The sequence below is a fragment of the Janthinobacterium sp. PSPC1-1 genome (assembly GCF_049897625.1).
Classification (GTDB): domain Bacteria; phylum Pseudomonadota; class Gammaproteobacteria; order Burkholderiales; family Burkholderiaceae_D; genus Janthinobacterium; species Janthinobacterium tructae.
In genome coordinates, this window is sequence record NZ_JAFCWP010000011.1 from 143,671 (window position 1) to 156,462 (window position 12,792).

At 60.0% G+C, this 12,792-nt stretch carries 16 protein-coding genes; 9 read left to right on the forward strand and 7 right to left on the reverse strand.

What is annotated here, in order from left to right:
* The first annotated feature begins 142 nt into the window (after positions 1 to 142).
* The 8 genes from ACP7EG_RS25800 to ACP7EG_RS25835 all read left to right on the forward strand — a co-directional run bounded on the left by ACP7EG_RS25800 (position 143) and on the right by ACP7EG_RS25835 (position 4,172).
* Positions 143 to 493 carry a hypothetical protein gene (locus tag ACP7EG_RS25800; protein WP_426089963.1) on the forward strand — a complete coding sequence of 117 codons (351 nt, stop codon included), beginning with the start codon at positions 143 to 145 and terminating at the stop codon, positions 491 to 493.
* A gap of 14 nt (positions 494 to 507) precedes the next feature.
* Positions 508 to 1,002: a GNAT family N-acetyltransferase gene (locus ACP7EG_RS25805; protein WP_426089964.1), complete on the forward strand. Its 495-nt coding sequence runs from the start codon at positions 508 to 510 to the stop codon at positions 1,000 to 1,002.
* A 33-nt stretch (positions 1,003 to 1,035) separates the two neighbouring features.
* Positions 1,036 to 1,263, forward strand: a complete 228-nt coding sequence (locus ACP7EG_RS25810; RefSeq protein ID WP_426089965.1) for a hypothetical protein — start codon at positions 1,036 to 1,038, stop codon at positions 1,261 to 1,263.
* Between the two features lie 188 nt (positions 1,264 to 1,451).
* Positions 1,452 to 2,141 (forward strand): hypothetical protein, encoded by a 690-nt coding sequence (locus ACP7EG_RS25815; RefSeq protein ID WP_426089966.1) that lies wholly within the window; start codon positions 1,452 to 1,454, stop codon positions 2,139 to 2,141.
* Between the two features lie 37 nt (positions 2,142 to 2,178).
* Positions 2,179 to 2,430, forward strand: coding sequence for a hypothetical protein (locus tag ACP7EG_RS25820; protein ID WP_426089967.1), 252 nt, complete (start codon positions 2,179 to 2,181; stop codon positions 2,428 to 2,430).
* A 394-nt stretch (positions 2,431 to 2,824) separates the two neighbouring features.
* Entirely contained in the window at positions 2,825 to 3,316 is a 492-nt protein-coding gene (locus tag ACP7EG_RS25825) for a hypothetical protein (protein WP_426089968.1), read from the forward strand.
* Positions 3,317 to 3,372: 56 nt separating this feature from the next.
* The gene (locus ACP7EG_RS25830; RefSeq protein ID WP_426089969.1) at positions 3,373 to 3,726 is read left to right on the forward strand and encodes a hypothetical protein; all 354 of its coding nucleotides are present in this window, start codon (positions 3,373 to 3,375) and stop codon (positions 3,724 to 3,726) included.
* 11 nt (positions 3,727 to 3,737) lie between these two features.
* A complete protein-coding gene (locus ACP7EG_RS25835; RefSeq protein ID WP_426089970.1) occupies positions 3,738 to 4,172 on the forward strand; it encodes a hypothetical protein in 435 nt (144 codons plus the stop codon).
* Between the two features lie 117 nt (positions 4,173 to 4,289).
* Here ACP7EG_RS25835 and ACP7EG_RS25840 read toward each other — a convergent pair whose 3' ends face one another.
* From ACP7EG_RS25840 to cyoA, 7 genes are all read right to left on the reverse strand, one after another.
* Positions 4,290 to 4,826, reverse strand: a complete 537-nt coding sequence (locus ACP7EG_RS25840; RefSeq protein ID WP_096235507.1) for a response regulator transcription factor — start codon at positions 4,824 to 4,826, stop codon at positions 4,290 to 4,292.
* Positions 4,816 to 6,165, reverse strand: a complete 1,350-nt coding sequence (locus ACP7EG_RS25845) for an ATP-binding protein (RefSeq protein WP_100873101.1) — start codon at positions 6,163 to 6,165, stop codon at positions 4,816 to 4,818. The genes ACP7EG_RS25840 and ACP7EG_RS25845 overlap by 11 nt, the downstream gene beginning before the upstream one ends.
* On the reverse strand, positions 6,149 to 6,973 hold the full coding sequence (locus ACP7EG_RS25850) for an SURF1 family protein (protein WP_426089971.1): 825 nt from the start codon (positions 6,971 to 6,973) through the stop codon (positions 6,149 to 6,151). The genes ACP7EG_RS25845 and ACP7EG_RS25850 overlap by 17 nt, the downstream gene beginning before the upstream one ends.
* A complete protein-coding gene (gene cyoD, locus ACP7EG_RS25855; protein ID WP_071077270.1) occupies positions 6,970 to 7,356 on the reverse strand; it encodes a cytochrome o ubiquinol oxidase subunit IV in 387 nt (128 codons plus the stop codon). The genes ACP7EG_RS25850 and cyoD overlap by 4 nt, the downstream gene beginning before the upstream one ends.
* On the reverse strand, positions 7,353 to 7,991 hold the full coding sequence (gene cyoC, locus ACP7EG_RS25860; protein ID WP_071077269.1) for a cytochrome o ubiquinol oxidase subunit III: 639 nt from the start codon (positions 7,989 to 7,991) through the stop codon (positions 7,353 to 7,355). The genes cyoD and cyoC overlap by 4 nt, the downstream gene beginning before the upstream one ends.
* Complete coding sequence (gene cyoB / locus ACP7EG_RS25865; protein ID WP_071077268.1) at positions 7,984 to 9,987, reverse strand: cytochrome o ubiquinol oxidase subunit I; 2,004 nt, start codon at positions 9,985 to 9,987, stop codon at positions 7,984 to 7,986. The genes cyoC and cyoB overlap by 8 nt, the downstream gene beginning before the upstream one ends.
* Positions 9,988 to 10,071: 84 nt before the next feature.
* Entirely contained in the window at positions 10,072 to 11,055 is a 984-nt protein-coding gene (cyoA, locus tag ACP7EG_RS25870; protein ID WP_258194603.1) for a ubiquinol oxidase subunit II, read from the reverse strand.
* A 217-nt stretch (positions 11,056 to 11,272) separates the two neighbouring features.
* Here cyoA and ACP7EG_RS25875 point away from each other — a divergent pair, with 217 nt between their 5' ends.
* Positions 11,273 to 12,619, forward strand: coding sequence for an MFS transporter (locus ACP7EG_RS25875; RefSeq protein ID WP_116744484.1), 1,347 nt, complete (start codon positions 11,273 to 11,275; stop codon positions 12,617 to 12,619).
* Positions 12,620 to 12,792 lie beyond the last annotated feature (173 nt).

Below are 12,792 nucleotides of genomic sequence, written 5' to 3' on the forward strand. Positions count from 1 at the left end.
TGACAAACAAGGCAGTGATCCTGTTAATATTGCCAAATACTTCAATGGCTGGCGCTATCCCATGGACAAGCGCCATGTCATTCAAGCATGACGGACGTATTTTCCTGCGCCGCAGGCCACTCTTGCATAGGCTGTCAACACCATGAAAAAACTGCTGCTGGGCGCCCTCGCCGCCTGCTGTAACCTGCACGCCAGCGCCGCCCCTGTCGAAGACTTTATCGGCACCTGGAAACTGGAACGCACCACGGTGCCCAATTATGTCGTGATCAAACACGAAGGCGACCGGCTCGTGGCGCTGCGCTATACGCGCAATGTGCTCACCAACAAGATCACCGAGCGCCGCTTTCCCGCCAGCTATGCGAACGGCGATGTCACCATCGCTGCGGGCGAGACGGTCATCGAGGCGCGCAGCGTGAACGACGTGGCGACCGTCACGATGCTGGCAGAAGCGTACAAAAAGATTTCGTCCTCCACGGCCACACCGACCAGTTAAGGACGCCCACAGATTTGAAGAACATTATTATCCGCCCCACCAGCGCCGCCGACTGGCCGGCGCTGAAATCCGCCCGCCTGGCTGCCCTGCTCGATGCTCCCACGGCCTTTGGCGCCAGCCACGCCAGCGCGGCCCGTTTTTCCGATGCAGACTGGCAGCAGCGCGCCGTCAGCACGCCGCAGCGCACGTTTTTCCTCGCCTTTGACGGAGAACACCCCATCGGCCTCGCCGCGCAAGTAGTGGCCGGCAATGGCGAGTGCCACCTGATCGCCATGTGGGTACAGCCCGAATATCGTGGCCTGGCCGTGGCGCAAGGTCTGGTCGAGGCCGTGAAACAATGCGCCGTCGGCAACGGCCATCCTCGGCTGGTGCTCGACGTGGCGCCCGAGAATGCGCGCGCGGTCGCCTTTTACCAGAAGCAGGGTTTTGTATTCCTGCCGGAATGGGAAGCGCTGGAGAGCCATCCACATATCCAGGTGCAGAAGATGGAATGGCTGGCGGCGGCATGAGTTCGATCAGTTGGCGCCCCCCGAGGATGACCTGTGCTTGATTGGATTTTCGACGCCATCGTCTGGATCGTTCGCCTGTTGATGTATGGTCTGTTAGGAACAGTCATTGAAAAGCTGTTCTATTGGCCGGGCTGGGCAATGCTGCGACTATTCACTCTTGGCCACTACCCTCCTGCGAGGGGGCTGCCTCACAATCGCTTTGCCGTCGCGCTATTTGCGGCAGTAGTCATTGCTTCCGGCTTGCTGATGGCATTGACGTAAAGACCGATGCGCAAAGTGTAGAAAGACAGCGATTTCAAGCATTCCATTCATCCCAATTGACGTTCCGTCTTAAAGACCTGCTCCCACCTCTGTTTTTTTCTACACTCACGTTTTCATTCATGAATAGAAGGATGGGTATGCGTGCACTCAAAAAAGCGGGTCTTCTGCTGTGTTTATACGGCGCAGCAGTGCAGGCTTACGCTGATACGGATCAAACCACGGAGCAAGCGGGCCAGGAGGAGGCGGCATCGGTCAGCGTAAAGGGCATCCGGGACCCGGACTGGAAGCCCTACAGTGCCATGCTCAAGGGCGTCAAACGCTTCGAGGAAAAACATGCACTGGCGCCAGGCGCCGAATTGCGCTTCATCCTGGAGCCGCGCCGTGCCGACGTCGACATGCACGCCATCGCGCTCAGACTGGAAAGTGACGAGGTGAGCATGGCGATACCGCTGGGGGAGCGCAATATCTTCAGCTTGCCCGTCGGACTGGGTGCTCTGTATGAAAAAGCCGAGCTGACGGTGAACCGCAAGGCGGGGTCGGTCAGGTGGATTCCCTACATCCGCAGTGCGGCGACCAGCGACACCATCCGCCGTCTGGGCGACCTGCGGCTGGCCTGCGAAGTCCATTGGGCCATCGACAAGGACACCTTGCATTTCGCCATGCGCACGGCGATGAGCGCGATGGGAGGGCCGTGCAATTTCGTGTCGCAAAAGGGCACCTACAGCTTTTCCGCACCGCGGCGCATCGCCAATGCAACAATCAGCTTCAACGGCAAAAGCGCACCCGTGCCCTTCAGTGGCGCGTCGTTCACGCCGCCGTTACGGGAGCAGGACTGGAGCGACGACAGCGTGCTCGAACTGACGTTCGAAAACGACTAGCCACGCAGACCTATTCACTTCACAACGCTACCCGGACATGAAAAAACTTCGCCTCCTGATCCTGTGCACGGCCGCTACGCTGGACACCGCGGCCGCTCCCCTTTCGCTGGCCCCTGAGGCGGGCCCGCACGCCGTCGGCCTGCACATCTTGCAGCAGTATGACTACAGCCGCGCGATGGACGTGCAGCTCGATGCCTTTGGCAAGCCCCTCCCCGTCAGTCGCGGACGCGCGATCCAGACGCTCGTCTGGTATCCGGCCAGGAAGGTGGCCGGTCCCGCATGCAGGTAGCCGAGTATCGCGAGGCCAGCCTGTCCGACGTGGACTTCGCATTCTCCGGCGCCGAGGCGGCCAGGTAGCGCGCTGCCTGAATATCCGGACCGCAAAAAGCCCAATACGGCAGTGCCACCCTCGCCGTACGCGACGCCCCGCCCTCCGGAGGGATCTACCCGGTGGCGATCTACGCGCCAAGCTTCGCAGCCCCCGCACACGAAAAACTGGACTTGTGCGAATACCTGGCCAGCCACGGCTATGTGGTCATCGCCAGCCGCATGTCGTCATGAAGGAGGACGTCGAAGGCGTCGAGGCGCAGGCCGCCGATATTGCCTTCCTTGCCAACTATGCGCAAACGCTGCCGCAGGCCGACATCAGCAAGGTTGCAGCGGCCGGTTTCAGCTGAGGCGGCATGGCCAAGGTCTTTGCCGCGGCGCGTTCGAGCCGCATCAAGGCCCCGGTCAGCCTCGACGGTTCGATGCGCTTTCACCCAAAGATATGGGGCGCCGCCACTTATGTGCGGTCGGCGCGCACGCCCGTGCCCATGCTGTCATTGGGCGCCCGTGCCCCGTCGGCCGAGGAGCTGGAGCTCAACGACAAGCTGGGCATCAGCTATCTCAACAGCATGAAGTATTCCGACGTCTACATCGGCACCATGCAGCCGATGACGCATCCGCACTTCAGCGCGTGGCACCTGCGCTTTTCCGCTGACGATGCATTTGGCGACTACCAGCGCGCCGATGTCATGCTGGCCCACCGCAGCGGCACGCTGTATGTGCGCCGCTTTCTGGACGCCTACCTGAAAAACGATGCCCAGGCGCTGGCATTCTCCAGTCGATCCCAGCACGACATCGACACACTCAGCCAAATGCGCTTGGAGGGCTGGAGGTCGCGCGTACGGTGATGTGCTTCATCGGTACGTGCTTCGCGAAGAAAATTTTCGATGAAGTCCATGAGCGAATGCTCAAACGCCCCGTCGGTGCACAATTGGATAAGCTCTTTAAGAAAATCGAAGTTCCTACAGGGAAAACGATTGAATACCGTGACGTTATTTATTTCGAAGACATAGACTTAACAGTGGTGATACGGGCTATTGCAACCGAAAGAGCAACGAAAAATCTTCAGTTTCAGGTCATGCAGTGCAATAGAACTGTCAGTCGAACTGTATATGCATTTTATAAAATGCAACTTGCTGTGCATAAGACGCGCCAAGGCGGAGGTCTTGTACAAATGGCAGAACTGCCCCCTGTTGCCAATAGGAAATGTGGCTTATCATGCAGGTTTTCATGCAAAGAAATAAAGTCATGCGTTTGATACCAAAGCACTTGATCGCCATCGCTTCACTGCTCACCTTGCCATTGCACGGCGTGGCCGCCAAGGAGCCACTGCCATTTAATGAGTTCCGGGCCGGCCTTATCGAAACGGTCATGAACAGTTGCATGCGTTCCCAAACGGAACCGGCGATCCAGATATACATGGACAAGGCCAATACCCAGGGCGCCAATTTCACCGATCATGCGCAAACGCTCGCGCATCTGGAAAAGATGCCGGAATGGACCCAGAGCATCGTGCCCAAGATGAAAAACCTCTGCGCCTGCGCTTTGGGGCCGAGCATCGAGGAAATGCGCGCTACCACGTCGCTGGACGAGCTCGAAGCCGTGGTGCGTGCCACCAAGGCCGCAGGCAACAAGCGCGGCGCCGATAGCGCGTACATGAGCAACTGCCTGCAGGCACAGAAGACTTTGCGGGAAGCGGGCTAAGCAGGGCTTTGTCTTTTTGCCGGAATGGGAGCGCTGGAAAGCCATCCGCATATCCAGGTGCAGAAGATGGAGTGGCGGGTGCTTTAATAAGTGTCAGCACAAAAAGTTAAAGCTTTATCACTTCACCCGCTGCTTCTCCAGCTTCCTCGCCAGGGTGCGCCGGTGCATGCCCAGCCTTCTCGCCGTTTCCGAAATATTGAAATCCGTCTCGGCCAGCATTTCATGGATGCGTTCCCATTCCAGGGTCTTGATGTTGGTGGCGCGGTTGCTCAGTTCGATGTCGGCGCTGCCGGCCACGTGGCCGAAGGCCGCTTCGATGTCATCGGTGTTGGACGGTTTCGCCAGGTACTGGCAAGCGCCCAGTTTGATCGCTTCGACGGCCGTGCCGATGCTGGCGTAGCCCGTCAGTACGACGATCAGCATCTCCGGGTCGTGCTGGTGCAGCATCTGCACGCAGGCCAGGCCCGAGGTATTGCCATTGAGTTTCAAATCGACGACGGCGTAGTCGGGGCAATGCTGTTCCAGCAAGGCGCTCGCTTCATCGAAATTGGTGGCCAGGATGACCTGGTAGCCGCGCCGCTCGAACGAGCGGCCCAGCGTGCGGGCAAACGCGGCGTCGTCTTCGATGATCAGTAACAGACGGTCATCCTGCATGGTGGTCGCTTTCTCTTTCCAGTTTGATGGCCGCCAGCGGCAGGGCCAGATGCACCACCGCCCCGCCCTGCACCCGGTTGCGCGCAGTCACCGTACCGCCCAGGGTCCGCGCAACATTCACCACCAGGAACAGACCCAGGCCACCACCAGGCTTACCCTTGCTGCTTTGATACGGTTTGCCCAGGTGCGTCAGCATCGACGGCTCGAAACCGGGCCCGGCATCGGTAATCACCAGGTGCAAGGCATCCGCCTCGCGCGTGGCTTCGAAGCGCAGCCAGTCGGGCGACGCTTCCAGCGCATTGTCGAGCACATTGCAAATGGTTTGTTTCAGGGTCGAATCGAAGACGACGGGCACGTCATGCTCGATGCGGTTATCGTACTCGAAACTCTGGATCGGGCGGCTGCTGCGCCACTCATCGACCAGGTCGTTGAGGAAGGTGTTGATCGTCGTCTTCACGGACGATTCGCCGCGCGCCTCGCCCGCCGACAACAAAATGCCGCTGACGATGCTCTTGCAGCGCCGCAACTGCGCCTGCATTTCCGTGATTTCTTCCAGCAATTCGCTGTTCTTGCTCAATTCCGGCATGCGGCGCCAGTCGCCGAGGATGACGGACAGCGTTGCCAGCGGCGTGCCCAGCTCGTGCGCCGCGCCCGAGGCCAGCAAGCCCATGCGGATGATGTGCTCTTCTTCCGCCGCGCGCTGGCGCAAGTCCGCCACCTTGGCGTCGCCGGCGCGCTGGTTGCGGTTGATGCGCGTGATGAACACAACCAGCAAGGCGGCGTTCAGGATAAAACAGATCAGCAAGCCTTGCACGTACAGGCTGGCAAAGCCCCGCTCGGGGTCGATCGGCAGGATCAAGGGGCCGGGCAGCAAGGCCAGGCCCGCCAGGCACAGGCTGGTAATGGCCACCATGATCCAGGTCGACCACACTTCCAGCAGCACGGCGCTGAGGATGACTTGCAATAAGTACAGGAAGGCAAACGGGTTGCTGATGCCGCCGCTCAGGTAGAGCTGGGCCGTCAGCACGGTGACGTCGACCAGCAAGGCTAGGAACAGGGCCGTGTTGGACACGGGCTGGCGTTCGTGCCAGCGCAGCAGGCTGGCCAGGTTGAAAGCGATGAGGCAGGACAGCACTTCGAGCATGTAGGGCACGGGCAAGGCGATGCCCAGTCCCACGCCCACGCCGAAGATGGTGCTGATCTGGCCGATCACGGCCAGCCAGCGCAGCTGGATCAGCAGCTTCATGTTCTGGTGGCCGGCCGGATGTTCCATCTCGGCCGCCACCGCACCGCGCTCTAAGACTTCGCGGTTGGGCAGGATCTCAATCCTGCCCGGCATGGTCGCTTTCCTGGCGCTGGGCGCCACGGGCGCGGCGGCGCTTGTCTTCGCGCACGATCCACCAGCTGATGCCGGCCACCATCAGGGCCAGCGCAAACCACGTCAAGGCGTACACCAGGTGGTTGTTGGGGAACGAGATCACGGTCAGGCCGCCGACGGGTGCATCCACGGCCGTTTCCGATTTGGCCTTCGCATCGACAAAGTATGGCGCCACATTGGTGAGCATGTGCGAGGCGCCGATGGCGGCCACGTCGCGCGAATACCAGTGCTGGGTGGCAGGACTGTTTTCGCGCAGGAATCCGCCGCCCGTCTCGCTGATGCGCAGCAAGCCGTCGACGTTGACGATGCCGGCCGGCGTGCTGGCGGCGATGCTGGCGCGTTTCGGCACGAAGCCGCGGTTGACCAGCACGGTACTGCCATCGGCCAGGCGCAATGGCGTCACCAGCCAGTAACCGCTGCCCAGTGCCGTCGTTGCCTGCACCAGGGTATTGAAAATGGGGAGATACGTACCGGAGAGTCGCACGTGGCGGTATTCATCCGTTTGTGGCGTAATGCTGGCCCAGGCTGCGGGTCCAGGTGCGTCCGTTGCGGGCGCATGTACGCGTTGTTCGACGCGCTCGATCAGGTCAAGCTTCCAGAACAGGCGCTTGACTTGCCAGGTGCCCAAGGCACAGAAACCGGCAAAAACGATCCCCGCGAGTATGGCTAGAGCATAACGCACAGCCATGCCGCGTGGGCCTGGCGCAGCATCTTGCGATGCGGCGCCAGGGGCGCGCCCGGTGTTGCTTGGGCGCGGTTGACTCATCATGGAGCCGTTTTCGTATGCATGTACTCAGGCATCAGATCCGGCATCATGTTGTGGTTCATGTGGTACATGACCCACAGGGAACCGGCCATGGCAATGCCCACGATCATGATCGTGAAGATCAGTGCCATCATGTTCCAGCCGCCTTCGGACTTGGTGTTCATGTGCAGGAAGTACACCATGTGCACTACTACTTGAACCGCCGCGAACGCCAGCAGGACCAGGCCCATGGTGCCCGAATTGGTGATGACTTTCGCCATCACCAGCCAGAAAGGAATGGCCGTCAGGATCACCGACAGGATGAAGCCGATCGTGTAGCTTTTCAGGCTGCCATGATCGTGTTGGTCATGGTGGTGGCTATCGCCGTGTGTGTGGTGGTCGCTCATGGCAGCACTCCCATCAGGTAGACAAAGGTGAAGACGCCGATCCAGATGACGTCCAGGAAGTGCCAGAACAGCGACAGGCACATCATGCGACGGCCGTTTTCCGGGGTCAGGCCATGCTTGTTCAACTGGAACATCAAGGTCACGAGCCAGATCACGCCGAACGTCACGTGCAAGCCGTGGGTGCCGACCAGGGCGAAGAACGACGACAGGAACGCGCTACGCTGCGGACCGGCGCCTTCGTGGATCAGATGAATGAATTCATACATTTCCAGCGACAGGAAGGCCAGGCCGAACAGGCCCGTGATGCCCAGCCAGACCAGGGTGCTGCGCAATTGCTTGCGCTGCATGGCCAGCATGGCGAAGCCGTAGGTGATCGACGACAGCAGCAGCATGGCCGTGTTGACGGCCACCAGCGGCAGGTCGAACAGCGCGGCGCCCGTCGGGCCGTCCGCGTAGTTGCGGCCCACCACGGCGTACGTGGCGAACAGACAGGCGAAGATCAGGCAATCGCTCATCAGGTAGAGCCAGAAACCCAGCAAGCTGCCGTTTTCCGGGTGGTGCTCGCGCACAAAATAGCTGCGCGTGCTTGGTGCGGCGCCAGCGGCGCCGGTGTTATGGGCGATGGTATCAGACATGGCTGCTCAGCAATTTAGTGTAAGCGTCTTCGGTACGGACCACTTCTTCCACAGGAATGTAGTAATCGCGCTTGTAGTTAAAGGTATGGACGATGATCGCAATCATCATGATCACGAAGCCGATGCTGGCGACGAGCCACATTTGCCAGATCAGGCCAAAACCAACCAGTGCGGACAGTGCAGCGATCACGAAACCAGCCCAGGTGTTCTTCGGCATGTGGATCTTCGTGAAACCGGACGTCGGACGCTGGTAACCGTGTTTCTTCATGTCAGTCCATGCATCGAGTTCGTGCACTTGTGGCGTGAAGGCGAAATTATAGTCTGGCGGAGGCGACGACGTCGACCATTCCAGCGTACGGCCACCCCATGGGTCACCGGTGACGTCGCGCAGGGCGTGACGGTTGCGGTAGCTGACGACGAACTGGATCAGCATGGAAGCGATACCCAAAGCGATCGAGACGGCGCCAAACCAGGCGATGATGGTCCAGATTTGCAAGGATGGATCTTCAAAGTGGTTGACACGACGGGTCACGCCCATCAGGCCCAGCACGTACAGCGGCATGAAGGCCAGGTAGAAGCCGACGAACCAGAACCAGAACGAGCATTTGCCCCAGAACGCGTCGAGCTTGTAGCCGAAGGCTTTCGGGTACCAGTAGTTGATTGCAGCAAACACACCGAAGACCACGCCGCCGATAATCACGTTATGGAAGTGGGCAATCAGGAACAGGCTGTTGTGCAGCACGAAGTCAGCTGGTGGTACGGCCAGCAGCACGCCGGTCATGCCGCCGATGGTGAAGGTGACCATGAAGCCGATCGTCCACAGCATGGGCAGTTCAAAGCGGATACGGCCGCGGTACATCGTAAACAGCCAGTTGAAGATCTTCGCGCCCGTCGGGATCGAGATGATCATCGTCGTGATGCCGAAGAAAGAGTTGACGCTGGCGCCCGAACCCATGGTGAAGAAGTGATGCAGCCATACCAGGTACGACAGGATCATGATGACGCAGGTGGCGTACACCATCGAGGCGTAGCCGAACAGGCGCTTGCTGCTGAACGTGGCGACGACTTCCGAGAACACGCCGAACAGTGGCAGAATCAGAATGTACACCTCTGGGTGACCCCAGATCCAGATCAGGTTGACGTACATCATGGCGTTGCCGCCCAGTTCCGTCGTGAAGAAGTTAAAGCCAGCAACGCGGTCTAGCGACAGCATGGCCAGCACAGCCGTCAGTACCGGGAAGGCGGCGACGATCAGGATGTTGGTGCACAGTGCGGTCCAGGTGAAGACGGGCATTTTCATCCAGGTCATGCCTGGCGCGCGCATCTTGACGATGGTGGCGATCAGGTTGACACCGGACAATAGCGTCCCGACCCCGGCAATCTGCAAGGACCAGATGTAATAGTCTACCCCCACGTCCGGACTGCCGACGATGCCCGACAGCGGTGGATAGGCCAGCCAGCCCGTGCGGGCGAATTCGCCGACGAACAGCGAAGCCATGACCAGGGCGGCGCCCATGGTGGTCATCCAGAAGCTGAAGTTGTTGAGGAAAGGGAACGCCACGTCGCGCGCGCCGATTTGCAGCGGCACCACGTAGTTCATCAGACCCGTCACGAAAGGCATCGCGACGAAGAAGATCATGATCACGCCGTGGGCGGTGAAGATCTGGTCGTAGTGATGCGGTGGCAGGAAGCCTGCATTGTCGCCAAAGGCGATCGCCTGCTGGGTACGCATCATCAGCGCGTCGGCAAAGCCGCGCAGCAGCATGACCAGGCCCAGGATCATGTACATGATACCGATTTTTTTATGGTCGATACTGGTGATCCAGTCGCGCCACAGGGTACCCCAGACGCGGAAATACGTCAGTGCCGCAACGAGTGCGATACCGCCCAGGGCAACCATCGCAAAGGTCGCCAGCAGGATAGGTTCGTGAAATGGAATTGCATCCCAAGTCAGACGGCCGAAGATAAGCTTCGTCAGATCAATATGGTCTAGCATTGTTACTCTCAGAGAAAAAAGGGAGGCGCCAGGCAAGCGGCGCCAGTATCTGCAGCGCAATGCGCTGCGGGATTCATGCAGTTGTTACTTGGCTTGAACGCCCTTTTCAACCACTGCATCGCTAGCGACTACTGCCGTTACGGCCGCTACCGGGCTTTTTGCCATCGTCAATTTGTATGGCTCGACCGGCGTCACGCACAGGGCGTCGGAAACGATGGTGCGGTTCAGAATTGCCTTGTACAGATCGCTAGGTACGGCGCTGTAGCGGCGCACCGGGTCGCGTTCGCTAGGCTGGGCCAGCGACAGGTAGTCGTCGCGGTTCAGCGCGCCGCCACCGGCACGTGCCGATTCCACCCATTTGTCGAAGTCCGCATCATTGACGCCGTGGAACTTGAAGCGCATGCCCGAGAAACCGGCACCGCTGTAGTTCGCGGAGAAGCCCTTGTAGACACCAGGCTTGTTGATGACGGCATTCAACTGCGTTTCCATGCCCGGCATGGCGTAGATCTGACCTGCCAGTGCGGGGATGAAGAACGAGTTCATGACGGACGAGGCGGTGATCTTGAAGCGGATCGGACGATCGACGGGCGCGTACAGTTCATTCACGGAAGCGATGCCTTGCTCCGGGTAGATGAACAGCCATTTCCAGTCCAGCGCCACGACTTCGACGATCATCGGCTTGTGGCTGGCAGGAATCGGGCGGTTGGCGTCGATACGGCTCAATGGGCGGTATGGATCGAGGGTGTGGGTGCTGATCCAGGTCAGCAGGCCCAGCACGATGATGATCAGCAGGGGCGCGCCCCAGATAATCAGCTCGAGGCGAGTCGAGTGGTCCCAGTCCGGCTCGTATTTGGCCGCGGTATTGTTTTTTCTATAGCGCCATGCAAACAGCAGGGTCAGGGCGATTACCGGAACGATAATCAACAGCATCAGCAATGTCGAGATGACAATCAGATTGCCTTGCTGAACTGCGATGTCACCAGACGCATTCAGTACAACCGTATTGCAACCAGCCAACAATGCGAGAGGTAAGAGTAGCAGTCCGCGACGAACTTTTAATGAAAACATACAGGAAAGTCCAGTACAGGGGATGAAGATATGGTACTGTATTCTCACTGGAGCGCGTTGGCAATTGGACGTTTTGTCCTACCCCTTGCTCGGACTTTCACTGCGTAGGCGCGGAGTTTTCCTACGACTACCTGATGAATAGTCCTACTCCGGGCGTGAGACACCCGGAGTATGTTACGCGTTGGCCGAACTCGAAACTATATTGGAGACGATCATCATGTCCAGCACGCGCACACACAGCGGGGATGTACCCGCCGACTTTTCCCCCCATTCCCTGCGCGACGCAAGCGGGGCCGGCACGGTCGAATCGCATATCGACCCCGGTGAGATCGCCGTCGGCGTGATCATCGGCCGCGCTTCCGAATACTTTGACTTCTTTGTCTACGCCATCGCCTCGGTGCTGGTGTTTCCACGCGTCTTCTTCCCGTTCGAAGAACGCCTGGAGGGCACATTGTATGCCTTCCTGATTTTCTCGTTTGCCTTCATCGCCCGCCCGTTCGGCACCGTGATCTTCATGGAGATCCAGCGCCGCATGGGGCGCAGCGCCAAGCTGACGATCGCCCTCTTCCTGCTGGGCGTGTCGACGGCCGGCATCGCCTTCCTGCCGACCTACGCGCACCTGGGCTTTGCCGCCATCATCTGGCTGTCCGTGCTGCGCATCGGCCAGGGCGTGGCCCTGGGCGGTTCGTGGGATGGCTTGCCATCGCTGCTGGCCCTGAACGCGCCGGAAAACAAGCGCGGCTGGTACGCCATGCTGGGCCAACTGGGCGCGCCCTTCGGCTTCCTGCTTGCCGCCGGCCTGTTCTGGTACATGCTGACCAGCCTGACGGATGAAGAGTTCCTCGACTGGGGCTGGCGCTATCCTTTCTATGTCGCCTTCGCCATCAACGTGGTGGCCCTGTTTGCCCGCTTGCGCCTGGTGTCGACGAATGAATATGCGCGCCTGCTGGACGAACGCGAGCTGCAACCGGTCAGCGTATTTGAAATGGGCCGCGGCCAGGGTCGCAACGTGCTGATCGGCGCCCTCGCCGCGCTGGCCAGCTACGCCCTGTTCCACCTGGTCACCGTGTTCCCGCTGTCCTGGATTTCCGTCTACCAGACGCGTTCCGCTTCGGACTTCCTGCAAGTGCAGATGCTGGGCGCCGTGCTGGCTGCCGTCGGCGTGGTGATTTCCGGCTTGCTGGCCGATAAAGTGGGTCGCCGCACCACCCTGGGCGTGCTGGCCGTGCTGATCGCCATCTTCAGCGCCTTCGTGCCGACCTTGATGGGCGGCGGCAATGCGGGCCAGGACGTGTTCATCCTCGTGGGCTTCAGCCTGCTGGGCCTGTCCTACGGCCAGGCAGCTGGCGCCGTGACGGCCAACTTCCCTGCCCGCTTCCGCTACACGGGCGCGGCCCTGACGTCCGACCTGGCCTGGCTGGTGGGCGCAGGCTTCGCTCCGCTGGTGGCGCTGGGCCTGTCGGCCAACTTCGGCCTCGCCTATGTCAGCTTCTACCTGCTGTCTGGCGCCGTCGCCTCGCTGGCTGCCCTGAGCCTGAACCGGGCGCTGGAAATCCGCGACTGACATATATATACAGCGCAGCGCGCGCAGCATTGAAAAAACGCCGGCACCGTCCGGCGTTTTTTCGTAGGCCGGCTTAGCCCGCAGGGCGTAAGCCGACAGGCGCCGCCACGAAGATTGTCAGATTACGCTGCGCTAATCTGACCTACGCCTGGCCCGACTCACTGTATCGCCAG

What these genes read in the sequence shown, in the direction of transcription:
- ACP7EG_RS25850 (WP_426089971.1), bottom strand. Translation starts at nt 6,973, where the DNA reads ATGATGAGTCAACCGCGCCCAAGCAACACCGGGCGCGCCCCTGGCGCC.
- cyoA (WP_258194603.1), bottom strand. Translation starts at nt 11,055, where the DNA reads ATGTTTTCATTAAAAGTTCGTCGCGGACTGCTACTCTTACCTCTCGCA.
- cyoD (WP_071077270.1), bottom strand. Translation starts at nt 7,356, where the DNA reads ATGAGCGACCACCACACACACGGCGATAGCCACCACCATGACCAACAC.
- ACP7EG_RS25825 (WP_426089968.1), top strand. Translation starts at nt 2,825, where the DNA reads ATGGCCAAGGTCTTTGCCGCGGCGCGTTCGAGCCGCATCAAGGCCCCG.
- ACP7EG_RS25800 (WP_426089963.1), top strand. Translation starts at nt 143, where the DNA reads ATGAAAAAACTGCTGCTGGGCGCCCTCGCCGCCTGCTGTAACCTGCAC.
- ACP7EG_RS25820 (WP_426089967.1), top strand. Translation starts at nt 2,179, where the DNA reads ATGAAAAAACTTCGCCTCCTGATCCTGTGCACGGCCGCTACGCTGGAC.
- ACP7EG_RS25845 (WP_100873101.1), bottom strand. Translation starts at nt 6,165, where the DNA reads ATGCCGGGCAGGATTGAGATCCTGCCCAACCGCGAAGTCTTAGAGCGC.
- cyoC (WP_071077269.1), bottom strand. Translation starts at nt 7,991, where the DNA reads ATGTCTGATACCATCGCCCATAACACCGGCGCCGCTGGCGCCGCACCA.
- ACP7EG_RS25830 (WP_426089969.1), top strand. Translation starts at nt 3,373, where the DNA reads ATGCTCAAACGCCCCGTCGGTGCACAATTGGATAAGCTCTTTAAGAAA.
- ACP7EG_RS25875 (WP_116744484.1), top strand. Translation starts at nt 11,273, where the DNA reads ATGTCCAGCACGCGCACACACAGCGGGGATGTACCCGCCGACTTTTCC.
- ACP7EG_RS25840 (WP_096235507.1), bottom strand. Translation starts at nt 4,826, where the DNA reads ATGCAGGATGACCGTCTGTTACTGATCATCGAAGACGACGCCGCGTTT.
- cyoB (WP_071077268.1), bottom strand. Translation starts at nt 9,987, where the DNA reads ATGCTAGACCATATTGATCTGACGAAGCTTATCTTCGGCCGTCTGACT.